The organism is Labrenzia sp. VG12 (assembly GCF_002237595.1).
Taxonomy (GTDB): domain Bacteria; phylum Pseudomonadota; class Alphaproteobacteria; order Rhizobiales; family Stappiaceae; genus Roseibium.
On record NZ_CP022529.1, the window covers coordinates 39,120 to 55,825 of the forward strand.

At 60.9% G+C, this 16,706-nt stretch carries 15 protein-coding genes; 8 read left to right on the forward strand and 7 right to left on the reverse strand.

Annotation, left to right across the window (positions count from 1 at the left end):
• Window positions 1-207: 207 nt before the first annotated feature.
• Complete coding sequence (locus CHH27_RS00165; protein ID WP_157738628.1) at window positions 208-540, forward strand: hypothetical protein; 333 nt, start codon at window positions 208-210, stop codon at window positions 538-540.
• A gap of 222 nt (window positions 541-762) precedes the next feature.
• The gene (locus CHH27_RS00170; protein WP_094069775.1) at window positions 763-1,683 is read left to right on the forward strand and encodes a DMT family transporter; all 921 of its coding nucleotides are present in this window, start codon (window positions 763-765) and stop codon (window positions 1,681-1,683) included.
• A 433-nt stretch (window positions 1,684-2,116) separates the two neighbouring features.
• Here CHH27_RS00170 and CHH27_RS00175 read toward each other — a convergent pair whose 3' ends face one another.
• The 4 genes from CHH27_RS00175 to CHH27_RS00190 all read right to left on the reverse strand — a co-directional run bounded on the left by CHH27_RS00175 (window position 2,117) and on the right by CHH27_RS00190 (window position 6,213).
• A complete protein-coding gene (locus CHH27_RS00175) occupies window positions 2,117-3,265 on the reverse strand; it encodes an ABC transporter permease (protein ID WP_094069776.1) in 1,149 nt (382 codons plus the stop codon).
• A complete protein-coding gene (locus tag CHH27_RS00180) occupies window positions 3,262-4,200 on the reverse strand; it encodes an ABC transporter ATP-binding protein (RefSeq protein ID WP_198338318.1) in 939 nt (312 codons plus the stop codon). Before CHH27_RS00180 ends, CHH27_RS00175 begins: the two co-directional genes overlap by 4 nt.
• Complete coding sequence (locus tag CHH27_RS00185) at window positions 4,197-5,153, reverse strand: HlyD family secretion protein (RefSeq protein ID WP_094069777.1); 957 nt, start codon at window positions 5,151-5,153, stop codon at window positions 4,197-4,199. Before CHH27_RS00185 ends, CHH27_RS00180 begins: the two co-directional genes overlap by 4 nt.
• 355 nt (window positions 5,154-5,508) lie before the next feature.
• Window positions 5,509-6,213: a ParA family protein gene (locus CHH27_RS00190; RefSeq protein WP_094069778.1), complete on the reverse strand. Its 705-nt coding sequence runs from the start codon at window positions 6,211-6,213 to the stop codon at window positions 5,509-5,511.
• A gap of 378 nt (window positions 6,214-6,591) precedes the next feature.
• On the opposite strand from CHH27_RS00190, the gene CHH27_RS00195 reads away from it, so the two are divergent.
• From CHH27_RS00195 to CHH27_RS00205, 3 genes are all read left to right on the forward strand, one after another.
• On the forward strand, window positions 6,592-7,500 hold the full coding sequence (locus CHH27_RS00195; RefSeq protein ID WP_094069779.1) for an alpha/beta hydrolase: 909 nt from the start codon (window positions 6,592-6,594) through the stop codon (window positions 7,498-7,500).
• Between the two features lie 153 nt (window positions 7,501-7,653).
• Complete coding sequence (locus CHH27_RS00200; protein WP_094069780.1) at window positions 7,654-7,992, forward strand: hypothetical protein; 339 nt, start codon at window positions 7,654-7,656, stop codon at window positions 7,990-7,992.
• A 216-nt stretch (window positions 7,993-8,208) separates the two neighbouring features.
• Window positions 8,209-9,330 carry a serine hydrolase gene (locus CHH27_RS00205; RefSeq protein WP_094069781.1) on the forward strand — a complete coding sequence of 374 codons (1,122 nt, stop codon included), beginning with the start codon at window positions 8,209-8,211 and terminating at the stop codon, window positions 9,328-9,330.
• 45 nt (window positions 9,331-9,375) lie between these two features.
• Here the strand turns inward: CHH27_RS00205 and CHH27_RS00210 are convergent, their stop codons facing one another.
• Complete coding sequence (locus tag CHH27_RS00210) at window positions 9,376-10,287, reverse strand: LysR family transcriptional regulator (protein WP_094069782.1); 912 nt, start codon at window positions 10,285-10,287, stop codon at window positions 9,376-9,378.
• A gap of 227 nt (window positions 10,288-10,514) precedes the next feature.
• On the opposite strand from CHH27_RS00210, the gene CHH27_RS00215 reads away from it, so the two are divergent.
• The 3 genes from CHH27_RS00215 (at window position 10,515) to CHH27_RS00225 (ending at window position 13,233) form a co-directional block, all read left to right on the forward strand.
• On the forward strand, window positions 10,515-11,291 hold the full coding sequence (locus CHH27_RS00215; RefSeq protein WP_094069783.1) for a class I SAM-dependent methyltransferase: 777 nt from the start codon (window positions 10,515-10,517) through the stop codon (window positions 11,289-11,291).
• A 16-nt stretch (window positions 11,292-11,307) separates the two neighbouring features.
• Window positions 11,308-11,982, forward strand: coding sequence for a class I SAM-dependent methyltransferase (locus CHH27_RS00220; protein ID WP_094074423.1), 675 nt, complete (start codon window positions 11,308-11,310; stop codon window positions 11,980-11,982).
• 84 nt (window positions 11,983-12,066) lie between these two features.
• Window positions 12,067-13,233: an MFS transporter gene (locus CHH27_RS00225; protein WP_094069784.1), complete on the forward strand. Its 1,167-nt coding sequence runs from the start codon at window positions 12,067-12,069 to the stop codon at window positions 13,231-13,233.
• A 6-nt stretch (window positions 13,234-13,239) separates the two neighbouring features.
• Here CHH27_RS00225 and CHH27_RS00230 read toward each other — a convergent pair whose 3' ends face one another.
• Window positions 13,240-14,424 carry a VWA domain-containing protein gene (locus CHH27_RS00230; RefSeq protein ID WP_094069785.1) on the reverse strand — a complete coding sequence of 395 codons (1,185 nt, stop codon included), beginning with the start codon at window positions 14,422-14,424 and terminating at the stop codon, window positions 13,240-13,242.
• A complete protein-coding gene (locus CHH27_RS00235; protein ID WP_094069786.1) occupies window positions 14,417-16,693 on the reverse strand; it encodes a DUF5682 family protein in 2,277 nt (758 codons plus the stop codon). Before CHH27_RS00235 ends, CHH27_RS00230 begins: the two co-directional genes overlap by 8 nt.
• Between the last annotated feature and the right edge of the window lie 13 nt (window positions 16,694-16,706).

Below are 16,706 nucleotides of genomic sequence, written 5' to 3' on the forward strand. Positions count from 1 at the left end.
TGCCTAAGTGTTTTTGGTCAGGGGCGGAGACAAAGCATGGCAGTCTTGCCAAGGCCATGCCTGTGTTTGCCGGCTGACGAGCCAGCAGGAAATTGTTTGCCGGTGCACAAGTTAACTCAGATTCCGTAAAGTGCTGGATTTTCGCTATATTGCAGTGCAGTATTGAGCCTCGGGTAGTCGGGGCGCTCTGCGTCTTTGGGGATTTATATGAGTAATTTCAGTGATGTGATGGGATATCTTGGTTTGAAACCGGCCGAGGCGGCCATGGCTTTGAACGTTCCTGAATCTGATATTGTTCGCTGGTGCAGCACGGATGAGGCGCCGCCGATCCATATCTGGCAGGGCCTGGTCCGCATGCTCGATGAAGTCCGCATTGCAGCCGAAGAGGCCGCCAAGTCGGCCGATCTCGATCATCTGGAAGCGGCCGATCTCAACCGAGTCAACCTGATGGTGCCCGGCCAGGCTGCAGCGGGATTTGCCGGTCCGAAACGGGCCGCGACCGCGCTCGCCGTGGCAGCGCTTGCACGGGTGTTTGTGTAAGGACCGGATTGCGCGACAGATGTGAGCTGAAGCTCTTGCGCACAGATCGAAGAGCCATCGTGCCTCTTTGGTGAACCGGAAAAGTCTGCTAACTAGATTTCCGGGTCATTTATCCGCTGGCCTCCGGCGTTAGGCGTGGGACGGCCACGGGGCGCCTTTTCCCTCATCATGAAGTCCGTTTTTGCGGCGGGCTCGATCTGAACCCGAACAATAGGCCTTGCCATGTCAGCAACGCTCAAGGGACTTGCCGCAGCGCTCATCGCGTTTGCCCTGTTTTCCACCCATGACGCCCTGATCAAGGCGCTTGGGTCCGACTATCCGGTGTTCCAGATCATCTTCTTTTCCATGCTGTTCGCCTTCGTGCCGATGATGATGATGATGATGGCGGACAAGGCGGAGGCAAATTTCCGACCCAAGCACCCCTGGCTGGTTGTCGCGCGCGCCGGGCTTGCCATCATTGCCATGTCCTGTGGCTTCTATGCCTTCACGGCTCTGCCCCTGGCCGAAGTCTATGCCTTGCTCTTTGCCATGCCGCTTCTGATCACGGCCCTCTCGGTGCCGCTTCTGGGAGAGACTGTGCGGGCGCAACGCTGGGCTGCCGTGATCGTCGGTCTCATCGGCGTTTTAATCGTTTTACGTCCCGGCGTGACGGAGCTCTCTCTCGGCCATATGGCGGCGCTGACGGCTGCCTTTGCCAATTCCCTGTCGACCATTCTGGTGCGCAAGCTCGGCGGCAAGGAACGTCCGGCAGTCCTGATCCTTTATCCGATGATCCTGTCCATGGCGGCCATGTCGATGACCCTGCCGGCGGTCTACGTTCCGGTCGAACTGGTGGACCTTGGCCTGATGGCCGCGATCGGGTTTTTGTCCGTGATCGCCCAGTTCTGCACGATCTCTGCCTACAAGGCCGCTCCGGCCGCCGTTGTCGCACCGCTGCAATACAGCCAGATCCTGTGGGCAACCTTCTTTGGCATGCTGTTCTTCTCCGAAACGCCGGATCTTTATGTCGGCATCGGTTCGGCAGTGATCATCGCCTCGGGCATCTTTGTCGTCTGGCGCGAGAGCCGGGAGAATGTTTCCGAACAGACGCCGGTTCTCAAGACCGCCAACCCGCGCTTCGACACTGGGCCGCAGGTAAAGTAGGGCGGGGAAAGCCGTGTTGTCCGCCTTGGAACGGCAGCCGCACCCATCAACCTCATCCTGGGGCGCCGCGTCGCGGCGTCTCGAAGGAGCGGCCGTTTGCCAAGCCCGGTCCGAACCGGAGCAAGCCGCGGATCCTTCGAGACGGCCCTGGCGGTCCTTCTCAGAGACTGGCCCGAAAGTGATCTAGGACGCAGCTTTCATCGTTCCTGGCACGAACTCGCCCCCTCTCGGTTGTCTTCCCCGCGAAAGCGGAGACCCAGTAACCTCATGAATCGGCGCTATAAATTAAGTCTACCCTCAAGGAGTCCTGGTTTCCCGCTTTCGCGGGAATGACAAATGTGACTGAAGCATTCGCCCCGGCCATCACTTTCGGGCCAGACTCTGAGGATGAGGTTGTCGTGTGCAGAGCCACCATCCAATGGAATTGGAAAACTCAGTCCAGCCGTTTCTTGAACCGGAGCGCGGCGACGATCAGCCCCAGCACGAAGAAACCGCACATCCACAGGACGTCGCGGTGCAGTTCGACAAGGCCTGCGTCCCGAAGAACGAAACCACGGATCATGCGCATGAAATGCGTCGCCGGGAACGCTTCGGCGATATATTGCGCGATCAGCGGCATGCCTTCGTAGGGGAACATGAAACCGGAGAGCAGGATCGACGGCAACAGAACGAAGACCGTCATCTGGGTCGCCTGCAGCTGGCTCTGGGCAATGGTCGACAGCACGAGGCCGAGCGACAGGCTGGCCCCGATGAAGAGCAGGGTGCCGATGAAGAGATCCACCATCTTGTCACCGAAGGGCACATTGAAGAGCACATGCCCCAGGCCGAGGATGATGACGGTCTGCAACAGCCCGATGAAGATATAGGGGATGATCTTGCCGATCATCAGCTCCATCGGCCTGACCGGCGTGTTGATCAGCATCTCCATGTTGCCGCGCTCGCGCTCGCGGACAATGGCGGCGGAGGTGAACATGATCATCGTCATGGTCAGGATGATGCCGACAAGGCCCGGCACGATGTTGATGGCGGTCCGCTGTTCCGGATTGAAGAAAAGCGCAACTTCAAACGTGGGCGTCGAGCGGTTGGGAGCCTGCCGGTTGAGCTCCGACAGCGGCATGCTGCGCAGGGACTTGATTGCGCTGGCGATCATCGTGTCGGAGCCGTCAACGATCCACTGCGCCACCGGCCGGCTGGTTTCCTCATCCGTGGATGGCGGTGTGCCCAGCCCGACGGAGGGTGAGCGCGCAATGCGTTGGGAGAGGTCCGGGGGCAGGATGAACGCCGCCCGGACCCGAGCCGCCTTGATTGCCTCTTCGGCTTCCTCCACCGAACTCAGGCGTTCGGTGACCTCAACCACGGTCGTGGCCTCGACGATCTGGATCAGGATACGGCTGAGACCGGTCTGGCTCTGGTCGACAACCGCGACCGGAATGTCGCGCACATTCGTATTGATGGCATAGCCGAACAGGATCAGCTGGATCAGCGGGATCATGATGACCATGCCGAAGGTCATGCGGTCCCGGCGCAGCTGGGCCAGTTCCTTGGAGAAGATCGCACCGATGCGCGAGAGGGATCTGATCATTGCCGTCCTTCTCCCGTTGCCGTCACGAAGACATCTTCCAGGTTCGGCCGGACCTGTTCGATCAGTGTCGCACCGTCTGTTTCCGGCCGTTTTTGAAGAAAATCGGCCGGATCGGGAACGTCCTGCCTGACCAGAACGCGCAGCCTCGCCCCCAACTGGGCCGCGGCCATGATGCCGTCCGTGCCCAGCAGATGCCTGCGGATGTCGCGCAGGTTCGGTCCTTCGATTTCGACCACATTGGCGCCCATGCCGGCCATCAGCTCTTTCGGCGCGCCGTCCGCCCGTTTCTGCCCGGCCTCCAGGATCGCGATCTTGTGGCAACGTTCCGCTTCGTCCATGAAATGGGTCGTGACCACGATCGACGTGCCACCATCAACAAGGTCGAACAGCTGTTCCCAGAAGTGACGGCGGGATTCCGGATCGACGGCAGAGGTCGGCTCGTCCAGAAAGAGCAGTTGTGGTTCGTGCAGGACGGCGGTCGCGAGCGCCAGTCGCTGTCGCTGGCCGCCACTCATCTTGCCGGCAAAGCGGTTGCCCAGGTCGCTCAGCTCATAACGTTCCATGACCTCGCCGATGCGCTGCTTGCGCTTTTTGGAAGAAAGGCCGTAGATCGTCGCCATGAAATCGAGATTTTCCCGGACCGTCAGGTCGCCATAAAGCGAGAAGGCCTGGGTCATGTAGCCGATCCGGTATTTCAGGGTCTCCGCATCCTTGGGGACGGACAGGCCCAGCACCTCCACCGTACCCTCGGTCGGTGTCAGCAAGCCCGTCAGCATGCGCATGGCGGTGGTCTTGCCGCAGCCATTGGGGCCGAGAAAGCCGTAGATCATGCCGCGCTCGATGGTGAGATCCAGGCCGTCGACGGCGCGGAAGCCCTTGAAGCTTTTCACCAGGCCCTCGGCCCGCACGACAATGTCGCTCTCCGGCTCCGTCACGGCAGCACAACCTGGGCCGGAACGCCATTGGGCAGGTCCTTGGCGCTGTCCGGCAGCTGGACCTCCGCCACATACATCAACCGGGCCCGTTCGGACTGGTTGAGGGCGTAATAGGGCGTAAAGGACGGCTCGGAACTGATCCAGCGCACGGAACCCTCGATGGGCTTGTCCAGCCCGTCCACCTTGACCTGAAGTGTGTCGCCTTCGTTGATCTTCACCCTGTGCGGTTCGGGCACATAGACCCTGGCATAGGGCGCTTCGCCCGCCAGCATGACTGCGACCGGGCTGCCGACCGTGACCCGTTCACCGAGGTTCCAGGGCAGGTTGTCGAGCACGCCGTCACGCGAGGCGGTGATGGTCAGGTCCTGGAGCACCTTTTCCTGGGTGGCAAGGCTGGCTTCGGCAGCGGCCAGTTCCGCCCGGGCGATGTCCAGATCCTCCGGGCGCGTGCCGATGACAAGTTCCTTCAGTTGCTGTTCGGAGCTGTCCAGGCTGGCCAGCGCCGCATCCCGGCTCGCTCGGGCACTGTCGAACTGGGCCTGGCTCGTAGTGCCGCGCTCTGTCAGGTCCTGGTAGCGCTTGAAGCTGGCTTCCGCGTCGACCAGTTCGGCCTTGGCGCCGGCAACGCTGGCGCGGGCCTTGGCGATATCTTCTTCCCGGGAGCCGTTTTCCAGTTTCAGAAGGTTGGCTTTTGCCTTTTGCACTTCCGCGCGCGCCTGGTTGACGACGGCCTGCTGTTCGGCCGGGTCGAGCTGCGCCAGCACGGTCCCTTTTTCGACAAATGTTCCCTGGGCAACGGGCAGCGCGATCAGCACTTCGCTTGCCGTTGCCGTCAACGCCACCCGGTCCCGCTCGAGATTGCCGAGCGCCACATTGCCGTCCTCGCCAAAACACGCGGCAAGTAGAAGGCAGGCAAGACCGGAAGCGGCAAGGCGGGCGAGGGGCGAAGACATGGCATCCTCCGGTAAAATCGGCGGCTGATGGGACAACCCGGTTGAGTCGTGTCCAGACCTTAGCGCGACTTCCAGGAGAGGGCCATCCGTTGGCGGCTTCAGGATTTTAGCTACGCGAAGTAAGCGACAGCCACGGCTTCCTCCTGAAGAAGCGCGTCAGCGTTGTCTCGCAGGCACGTCCTTATTTGGAATGCCGGAAACCTAATTGGTTTTGTGCTCGCTATTGCTCGTGCTGATTTGCCGGGTTCCGGATTGGCGTGCAGCTTTACTGCACTTGCCCGGAATGACGAGCTGGGCGTTTCAAAAAGCCGAGCCGGGAAGCGCCCGGCTCTTTGGGATCGCGGAACTCCTGGCGTCAGCTTGCCCGCTTGAAGATGTTGTACCAGCGCTTTTTCGGCACGGTGATGGCCCGCTCCAGAAGCTCGGCGGCATAGAGACCGGCGTTTTCGCGGGCCTTGGCAACGCCGCTGACAAGTTTCGGATCGAGATCGGCGAGGCCTCCGCCGAATTCCATCATGTCGCGGAAGGCGGCCCGTTCGACAATCGGGGTCATCAGGACATCGATGTTCTGCGCCGACAGGAAGTCCTGCACGGCCTTCATGGCGCGGGTGGTCACGGCCGCATTGGTGCGGGTCAGCACCACACAGTGCTTGATGTCGTGCCGGACGATCTTTTCCAGCTTCTTGATCAGGGAGAGGATCTTGGCGCCGCCGCGGGCATCCATGGACGATCCCTGGATCGGCACCACCACCAGGTCCGATACCGAGAGCGCGTTGGCAACGATCAGGTTTTCCGTGCCTTCCAGATCGACGATCACGTAGTCGGAGTGTTCAGCCGCGTAGGTGACCTGTTCGGTGATCGAGGCCGGCGACACTTCGCTGACAACGCTGATGCCCGGACAGGTCCTGGGAAGCTCGGCCCACTTGGAGATCCATTTTTGCGGATCCGCATCAAAGATGGTGACACGTTTTCCCCGTGCCGCGACTTCTGTCGCCAGCAGCAGTGCGGCGGTGGTCTTTCCGGCGCCGCCCTTTGCGTTTGCGAAGGAAATGACTGGCATCTTGGCTCTCCTGACCTGGCCATGCATTGTCTAAATGAGGGTCCTTCTTGGACTTATCTCCCTGTCACTCTTGGATTTTTATGGTTACCAAATTCTTAAATTCGCATTTTGCATCAAGGTTATTCAGTGCCCTGCCGTCCTTGTGGATAAAACGCGCAGTTTTTCTTGGTACAATTTGCAAGGGTGAACGGAAACGTGCCGAATGTATTGAGTGACGTGGTGGCGCGTCCGGCCTGATCACAGCTCTGGCAGCTGATGAAAGCAGATCCGCTGGGGGCAAGGATCAGCAGTGGTTTTTGATCTGCAGCCGATTGAAAGCCTCAGGGGCGATGCTTAGGGTAGGGCCGACTGCGTGATTTGCCGAACAAAGGACGTCCCATGCTGCACAGGATCATCAAGGCCCGCCATGCACAGGCCCTCGGTGCCCTGCTGCTTGGTGCTGTCATTGCAGTTGGCGGAAGCGCCGGACTGGCGCAGGCAGAGGCGCTGAAACCCTACAAGGACCGGCTGTTTCGCTACAAGAAGATCCACGAGACGCTTTATGGCGGCGATTTCCTGGTGGTGGAATACTCAAAGCAGCGGGACCTGCGCGACCGCGACGAGGTCGACGAGCGCCGGGTCTATGGCAATTACGTCTCCTACAAACCGAAGCGCAGCCGGGGCAGCGGCGAGTTGCAGGCCAATGGCCGTACCATCAACTACATGGGCACCGGCAAGTGGAAGGGTGGGGCAAAAGCCATCGTCATCTATATCCATGGCCAGGGCGGCAACCGCTTCCAGGGCATGAACGACGTTTCCTTTGGCGGCAATTTCAATCGCATCCAGAACCTGATGGTCCGCAATGGCGGTGCATATCTGACCGTCGATATCAAGAATTTCGGCAAGTCCGGCACGGCGGATGTCGCGGCGCTGATCCAGTATCAGAAGCAGCTCTCGCCTGGCGCCAAGGTGGTGGTGGCCTGCGGGTCCATGGGTGGCATCATCTGCTGGAACCTGGTCAAGAACGGCAATTACGCCAGCCTGATCAACGGCATCATGCTGCTCGGTTCGCCAAAGGATCCGAATTTCCTCAATTCCAGCGCTCTGCGCCGCAATGTACCGATCTATATGGGCCAGGGCACGCTCGACCGGGTCTACAATTGGGAAGACCAGGCAAATTTCTACAAGCAGATCAAGAACCGCGCGCCCAACTACCCGATCAGGTTCACCCTGTTCGACACCGGCACCCACGGCACCCCGATCCGCATGACCGACTGGCGGCTGGTGCTGAACTGGATGTTGGGGTGAACCTGAAAGTCCTGCCAGCAACCTGTCAGCATTTGGCTGCTGTGCGCTGCAGAACCATTGTCCTGGGCGAGTTTCTGCTCTTTATTTCGTTCCATTGATTTTCTGGTTCTAAGCCCAGTTGAAGGGCTTGCCCAATTTTGATGGAAAGAGTTGATGACCTTCGAGGACCATAGACCTGCTGATCAGACGGCTGGGACCAGTCTTAATGAAAAACTGTCCAACCTGCGCAGGAAGTCGATCAGCCACCTTCTGACCGGCCTCGGCAATGCCGTGATCGGCTATCTGCTGATCACCCATGCCTCTGATATCGCCGCGACCCTGAGCTTTCTTCCCGAGTGGCTGGTGACGGGCGCTGGCTATGTGAGCGCCGGGGTTGGCGTGCTCTACATCCTGCTGTCGGTCTTGAGCGCGGTCATGCTGTTTGTCGTCAGAAAGAAGCTCGCCGGCTTGCCACAGGAGGTATTGGAAAAGGCGAACGCTGGCGAGAGTTGATGGGCGGCTGTTGTTTCGGCTGGCGAGGAGTAAGCGCTTTTCGGCTGGACCTCTTCATGTTCGAACACCCTTCGCTGTTCTTTCAATCAAGGCGCAAGCTTGTGCGGAACGCTGATGGTCACAACCGGTCTCAAGCTTCTGTCGGCTAATGAAGGCCTTGTCCTTTTTCCGACACGATCCTTTGCCTTGATGGGCCTTTGATGAAGACCAAAGATCATGCGAATTCTGAAAGCCCTGTTTCTGACGGCCAGCGCTGGCCTGGGTGGCTTGGCGGTGGCCTATGCCAGTGGCCTGTTCGAGCCGCTGCAGGCGGCCTATCCGCGGGCGGTCTGGCCGGCGCTCGGGTCGTTTCAAACGATCTCGGGCCAACCGGAACCGCTGCACTACGCTTCGGCCCTGGCACCACTGAACCCGCGCGGGCAGGACCTGTTCGAAGACGCCGGCAGCCACGCCCTTCTGGTGTTGCGCGGCGACCGTATCGTGCTGGAAACCTATGCGGATGGTTATGGCCCGCACACGCGCTTCAACTCCTATTCGCTGATCAAGAGCGTTGTCGGCGCACTTGTGCTTCAGGCCGTGTCCGAGGGCAGGATTGCGAGCCTTGACGATCCGGTCAGCGCCTACCTGCCGGGTTTCGGTTCCGAGCGCTTCGGGCAGCAGAGTGTGCGCAGCTTTCTGGAAATGCGCAGCGGTCTCGATTTTGAACAGGAAAGCGCCGACAAGCAGGACCGGCTGGTGACCTACAATCCGTTTGGCAGGCTGGCGCGGCTGCACGCAGGAGGCCTTGGGTCGGTTGAGGACGAATTGCAGGTCCGCTCCGACCGGGTCGGGCAATTCGCCTACCAGAATGTCAACACGGCCGTGTTGGGGCATCTTCTTGAAAAGGTTCATGGCAGGCCGCTTGATCATTTATTTGTCGAGCGTGTCTGGCTGCCCGCAGGAGCTGCCCGGGCAGACTGGCTGCGCCACGGCGAAGAGGGGAGTGTCACCGCCTATTGCTGCCTCTATGCCACTGCGAGCGACTGGCTCAAGGTGGGCAGATTTCTGGCGCAAAACGGAACCCCGGAGCGCCCTTTCCTGTCGGAGGAGCTCTGGAACCTCTATTTCGGCACCAGACTTTCACCGAAGGCCCGCACCAAAGGGGCTTATGGGACGCATATCCGCCACAACGTCCTCGACCGCAAGGGCGAAGCGTTGCAAGGCAGCTTTTCCTACATGATGGGGCAGGGCGGGCAGATCGTTTACATGATGCCCGACAAGGATTTGGTCGTTGTCCGCTTCGGCGACCGGCACTCGCTGCTGCATTCAACGCTCTATTCGGTCTGGAACTCTCTTTAGACCGGAGACCGGTCCAGGCCCGTGGTTGCAGATGCCGGACGGCGATCAGTCATAGGTCCTGCGCGGCCTGAGCCTGAGCAGCCCCTCCGCCAGATGATCGAACACCACGCGAATGCGCCGGCTGGTGTGGAGTTCGCGGTGCGTGACCAGCCAGATCGGGAACGTGACCGGCTTGACGCCGGCAAAGGCAGGCACGATTTCCGGGAACCGCTCGGCGATTTCGTCGGCCATGATCGACAGGCCGAAGCCCTGCCGGACCAGCTCCCAGGCGACCACCCCGTTGGGAGAGCCCAGCCGGATGTTGCCTTCGCTGACATCCAGGCCAAACGCGCGCAGGTAGCCGACCAGTTCCTCGTTGTTGTCATAGCCGACAAAGTCGAGGCTCTTGGTATCATCCAGGGCCAGCGGCCGGCCGAACTGTTCGACATACGACCGGGCGCCATAGATCCGTGCAGGCGCGTCGCGCAGCTTGCGGGCGTAAAGATCCGGGTGGTCGGGAGAGACGTGGCGAATGGCGATATCGGCTTCCCGGCGGCGCAGGTCGCTGAGACTGTTGGTGCACAGGAGCTTGACCTCGATGCGGGGCGCCAGGTCGCGCAGGTCCCTTAAGATATCGGGCAGGATATGTGCGGCCGTCAGATCCGTGGTCGACACCGTCACCAGGCCCTCGACCTGTTGCGCCTTGCCGGAGGCGGCCAGTGACACGCGGCTGGCCGCTTCTCCCATGGCCCGCACATGTTCGACCAGTTCCAGCCCGGCATCGGTCAGGATCAGCGACTTCGCGACCCGTTCGAACAGGGTCACACCGAGGGTTTCTTCCAGGGCCGCGACCTGACGGCTCAAGGTGGGCTGTGTCAGATTGAGGGCTCGGGCTGCTGCCGACAGGGAGCCTTCCTCGGCGGTTACGAGAAAGGCGCGAGCCTGGTTCCAGTCAAAGGTGATCGTCTGCCAATTCATGCAAATATGTATATCAACTAACCGGATTTTCGCAATTTATATTCGTTTATTTAGGGGTTATCTGAGAGGCGAAAGGATCGCACCATGAGCCTGCAGTCGTTGACAGTCCAGCTTCTCAAAATCGGTTTCTCCGTCCTGTGTTTTCTCGCATCCCCGGGCGGTGGACGGGACATGGGCCGGGAATTCCTCGAGCTGATTGGCCTTCGCAATCGGGGTTCCGGCAATAAATGACGTTGGAAACTCACAAGCCGAAGATACCCGTCTATGAGCGCTGGTTCGGTACCTGGCAGATTTCCGTCAACCGGCGCGGGTTTTCGGCGGACGATCTTCGCCAGGCCTATGATGATCAGGCCCCCATGTGGACCGGCAAGCTGATGAAACTTGGCTTTCTGGAGGCATACCGGAAGGTCATGGCCGAGTTCACAGAGGGGGATGACCTGGTTGGCGGCACGCCGTTTCGTGTGCTGGATTGCGGGGTTGGAACCGGAGCCTTGTCCGCAGCTTTTGCGCATGAGGTGGCACAGCCGTTTGATCTGTCGGCCGTGGATATTTCGCCAAGCATGCTGTCTGAAGCGCGCAGGAACCTGTCGGACCTCAATCTGCGTTTTGACGGGCAGATTGCCGACATGCACAGCCTGCCCTTTGAGACAGACAGTTTTGATCGGGTCATTTGTGCACACACGGTCGAGCATCTTGGCTCTCCGAAGGCAGCGATCAGCGAAATGTGCCGTGTGCTCCGGCCGGGCGGCAAGCTGCTTCTGGTGGTAACGCGCAAATCGGCGCTTGGAGCCTACATTCACCTCAAGTGGCGCACGCAGCGTCTGGACCCGGAGGTGGTCAAGACTTGGCTGGAACAGTGCGGCCTGAAAGACCTTGAAGAATTGCCGGTCGGGACCGGAGCCTGGACACGGCTCTGGAGCACGGCGATTGCCGGGAGGAAAAACGAAGCAGCGTCAATTGCGCTGCAAGACAACTCAGCTGCGCCGTTTCGACGAACAGCATGATATGGAAAGATACACCATGGCCATCACATGGACGAATGACATGACACCTTCGACAAGGTTCTGGGACAAGGCAGCCCGCAAATATGCGGCGTCAAAGATCAAGGATCAGGCCGCATACGAGAAAACGCTCGAGCGGACCACGGAACACCTGGGGCCGGAAGACCACGTTCTGGAGCTTGGGGCCGGCACCGGGTCGACCGCCCTTCTTCTGGCAAAGAACGTGAAGTCGTTCCTCTCCACGGATTTCGCACCGGGCATGATCGAGATCGCCAACGAGAAGCTGGCGGCCGAGAGAAACAGCGGTGTTGCCCATGAGGGGCTCAGCTTCCTGACGGCGGACGCATTCGATGAACGCGTTCAACTGCCCGAGGAACAGGGCGCAGGCTATGATGCGATCCTGGCCTTCAACTTCTTCCACCTGGTGGAGAACCCGGACGACCTGCTGGCGCGTGTCCGTGATCTGTTGAGACCGGGCGGCCTCTACATTTCCAAGACGGTTTGCCTGAAGGACCGTGCCTGGCTGTTCGGTCCCATGATCAAGGTTATGCAGCTCTTCGGCAAGGCGCCCTATGTGAGCATGTTCTCGTTCGAGGACGTTGAAGAAAAGATCCGCCGTGCCGGGTTCGAGATCATAGAAACGGGAACCTACCCGGAACCGCGCAGCCGTTTCGTGGTTGCCCGAAAAGCCTGACTGGTACAGCTGGCGGTTGCGGTGCAGCAGGTGCGATGCTACGAGTTAGATCCCACCTAAAACGCTTTTCCTGAAAGCGCCTTCATGCTTGTCCGCGACCGCGCGTTCTTCGCGTCCATGTTCCTCACGGTTCTGGCCGACCAGATCCTGTTGTTCCTTGTGCCGCTGGTGATCTTTCAGATCACCGGCAACGTTGCCTGGTCGGGGCTGGCCTTTTTCTTCGAGACCCTGCCGCGTTACCTGACCTTTCCGGTCGCCGGGATCCTCTGTGACCGGATCTCGCCGATCCTCCTGCTCAGGATCAGCCGGGTCCTGAGGGCCGTGGCCTGCATTATCGGCATTACCGGGCAGATCCTCTTTGGCGGCGTCTGGTGGCTGATCGGCCTGTCCGCCGTCGTCGGTATTCTGACCACTCAGGGCATGCTGGCGCTGGAGATGGTCCTTGTCAGGGCTTTTGCCGACCAGCGCTTTGAAAAAGTGGCAAGCTACGGCCAGCTCGCCTCGCAGATGGGCGTGGTGCTGGGGCCGCTCACAGCGGCCTATCTGATGGCGTTCTGGCCCTGGGAAGCTGTTGTCGTGCTGGCGACGGTGCTGTTCCTGCTGGCCGACCTGGCCTTCATGCTCTGGCCCGGACAGGCACGCATGCAGGCAGCGCCCGGCACCGGGGAAAGACGTCACCCGATTGCGGACCTGAAACACGCACTGGCCCTGATCTGGCGTCTGCCTGGCCTGATGCAGGCCATCCTGCAGGCCGCCGGTGTCAATCTGATCATAGGGGCGACCCTTGCAACGGCTGCTGCGATGGTGACCGGTTTCTTCGCCCAAAGCGAGCAGGTCTATGCCTGGCTGCAGGTGGGCGGTGCCCTGGCAACGCTGGCCGTTCTCACCTTGACCGCACATGTGCATCTGGGGCTCAGGACGCTGGGTCTGACCGCCTATGCCCTGATCTGCGTTGGCGCCATCCTGACCGGGCTCGGGGCGCATCCGCTTGTCTATGCCCTCGGTTTCCTGCTGATTGCGGGTTTCGACAAGATGTTCAACATCTATGTGCGAACCTTGCGCAAGGAGATCATTCCACCTGCGGAATTCGGCAAGACCACCGGCGCCATCATCTGCCTCAACAACCTCTCGCAGCCTCTGGCAGGGCTGATTGTGGCCGTGTTTGCCGCCGGCGACGATGCCAGGGCCGTGCTGCTGGGCCTGGCCGCCGTCATGGCGCTGCTTGGTCTGGCAACCTTTCGCCGGGCCTGAACCCGCTCAGCTCTCGTGATCGGCGGCGTCTGCCCGAATGGTCTTGATATCCTGAGAAGCCGCCCATTGCTGGATGTCCTCACGGCGCAGGGCACAGGCCATGAGATCGGGGAACTGGTCCGGTGTGGCGGCAAAGACCGGGACACCGAGCGCAGCGATGGTCGCCGCCATCTGGGCATCGTAAAACGGATTGCCTGTATCGGTCAGCGCGAGCAGGACAATGACATTCACGCCCTGTCCGGTCAGTCTTGCAATTCTGGCGACCATCTCCTTGGCGTTGCCGCCTTCATAGAGATCGGTGATCAGGACGAGATGCGATTTGGACGGTTTTTCAATCTTGTCCTCGCAATAGGCCACGGCCTGATTGATGTCGGTGCCGCCTCCGAGCTGTACCCCGAACAGCACTTCCACCGGATCTGAAAGATCGTCGGTCAGATCGAGGACTGCCGTGTCGAAGCACACCAGTTTTGTTTTAACGACCGGCAAGGAGGCCATGACGGCCGCAAAGATCGAGGCATAGACCACGGAAGAGGCCATTGAACCGGACTGGTCGACGCACAGGACAACCTCGTCGAGATCGACGATCCTGCGCTGCCGCCGCATGAAGCCGATCAGTTTTTCGGGCACCACCGTGTTGTGCTCTTGCTGGTAGTGGTGCAGGTTCGCCCGAATGGTGCGGGACCAGTCGATATCGGCAAAACGCGGCCGGAAGGTGCGTTTGGATTTGTCCACGGCGCCGCGTAACGCTTCGGCGGTGCGCCTCTCCAGCCGTTCCATCAGCTCTGCGACCACTTTGGCGATCACCTCACGTGCGGCGTCCTTGGTCTTGTCCGGCATGACACCGCGCATGGCAACGAGATCGGCCACCAGATTGACGTCCGCTTCCATCACCGCCAGGAATTCCGGTTCCAGCAGCATCTGTTTCAGGCCGAGCCGGTCGAAGGCGTCTTTCTGAACCACCTGAACAACGGAAGAGGGGAAAAACTCTCGTATTTCGCTGAGCCAGCGGGCCACTTTCGTCGCGGAACCGCCAAGGCCGCCGCGTTTGCCTTTACCGCCCTTGCCGCCTGATCCGCCGTCTTCCGGGTTGTAAAGCGCGCTCAGGGCGGCGGAGAGGCGCTGATCGCGCCCGGCCAGCCCGTCGTCATCGCCCCCCAGCGCCAGGCGCCACCGACGTCCACGCTCATCCATGTGCCTCTCCCTTGAGCAGTCGGGTCAGGATGTCCAGATGGGCCGGCCAGCGGGTCTCAGCATCTGGTGTCGCAATCATTTTTGATCCGCCGGAAACCGAATTGCCGAACAGGGCATCCATCAGTCGTCGCCGCTCGGTCTTGTCCATGCTTGCAAAAACGCGTCTGAACAGCGGCAGGAACTCCGTGAAGTCGTCTTCCTCCAGCGTGAGCAACCAGGTATCGACGCAGCGGCGCAGGCCGTCGTCATACAAGAGACGCTGGCCGGCGCCTTCCAGAAACCCGGCAAAATAGGCGGCCGCGTCCTGGACAGCGGTGCCGGGGGATAACATGCGTGCCAGCAGATCGACCGCAGCGTCCGAAGACAGAAGATCAGCCTCATAAAGCAGCCGCGCGGCAAGCCCGGAGATCAGCCGGTTGGCCTGGGGCTCTTCGATGATCGCCTCCAGCGCCTTTTGCCAAATGCCTTGCAGGTCCGGCTGGTCGTCCAGCAGCCGGATGGCTCCGTCGGCGCCCTGGATCTGGCTGCGCAGGGCCTGCGAGGCTTCGGCATCGAGATTGCGCACTGCATAGGGCAGGGACAGCGCGGCCTGGGTGGCAATCCGATCGAACAGCGCATGGAGCCGGACGGTATCGATCTCGCGGGCCGCGCCGTAGCGCAGGATGTCTGCCAGGGCGGGCAAGGCCGAGAGCATCTCGCTGCAATCGGAAGTCTGGCCCGCGCGCGCGCCAAGCAGACGGACGCCTTCATCTGCGGCATCACTCAACTGCGCCGTCATCGCGCCGAACACAAGGTCAGCCAGGGCGCCGAGCGCATGACTTTCCCGCAATCTGGATTTTGTCTTGCCGGACGCAGCCTGTTCGATTGATGCACCGTAGACAAGGTTTTCCACCAGCTGCACGGCATGTACCGGTTCCCAGCGCAGCACCCAGCGTTCCCGGAAGGTGCCGCGGCTTTTGCCCGGATCTAATGGACGCCCCCAGGGCACATCGAGAATGCTCAGCCGATGCAGCAGCGTTGAGCGGAACAGGCCGCTGTCGGAGCGCAGGTCCAGAGACAGTTCCCGTTCCAGGGCTTCGGGTTTCAGCCGTGCCTTCTTCTGCTGCCTTTGCAGGTCCTCAAGCAGCGGCGCCAGCGGCACATCGTCCGGTATCGCACCGGTATCGGAACCGATCAGCAACTCGGCCGATATCGTGTCGAAAATCAGCGGATTGCCGAAACACAGGCAGGAAATTGCCGCTTCGCGCAGCTCTTCATAACCCGGCTGCGGCCGACCGCGCACGGCGGCAAGTGACACCGCCAAACGTTCGGTTTCGATCAGCGACGCGGTCGAGACGATCTGGCCCTCGGCCCGAAGGGCTTTGGCGATGCGTGCGATCCAGCGGGTCGTTTTGTCGTCGCCGGGCGTCTGCCACAGATGCAGGCACCATCCGGGCGCTGCAACGCCAGCGCCGTAACCGCTCGATGTGGCCAGGCGCGGCGCCGTCCAGGGAGCCCAGGTGGCGGCGATCTTGACCTTCGACGCCCCCTTGAGCAAGGCGCGGTCGGCCTTCGCTGTGTGTTTGGCCTGAAGCGCGGGAACATGCCAGGCGCCGCAGACCACGGCGACCGGACCGTCTGCCTGCTTCAGTGACTTGCCAATCTCAAGGCGCATATGCGCTTCGCGCGCCGCTTCACGGCCCGGCAGCTCACCGGCATGCGCGCGAAGAGTGGACATGGCATCGGCAACCGCCTCGAATACCGGGCCTGGGGCCGGGTTTTCTTCGATGACGTCCTGCCACCAGCTTTCGCCGTCCTCGTATCCGGCAGCCTCTGCCAGCGCGCCGATCGGGTCGCGGCGCAACTGCTGGTCCCTGTCAGAAAACGCGTCGTCCCGGTCGGCCAGTTGCAAAACATCGCCTGTTTCTTCGGCATCGCTGTCCTGCGCGCTGTCTTCGGCCTCGTCGGGCTGGAAATTCCAGTAAACGGGCAGATCGATAAAACGCACCGGCACGTGATTACACACCGCCCAGCAGACGGCCTGGTATTCAGGGGAGAATTCGGCAAACGGCCAGAAGGCGGCTCGCTCCGGTTCGTTGACCGGATACGCCAGCAACGCCACGGGAGGTTTCATGGAGAGGCTGGCCAGGGTCGGCAGCAGGGCACTGAGGTCGGCAGGGCCCTCCACCAGCACTTCGGCCGGCCGCAAATCGTCCAGCGCGTCAAGCAACCGCCTTGCAGAGCCGGGTCCATGATGCCGGATACCGAAATAGGAGACGTTGGCTGTCACGAGGTTGCCGTCC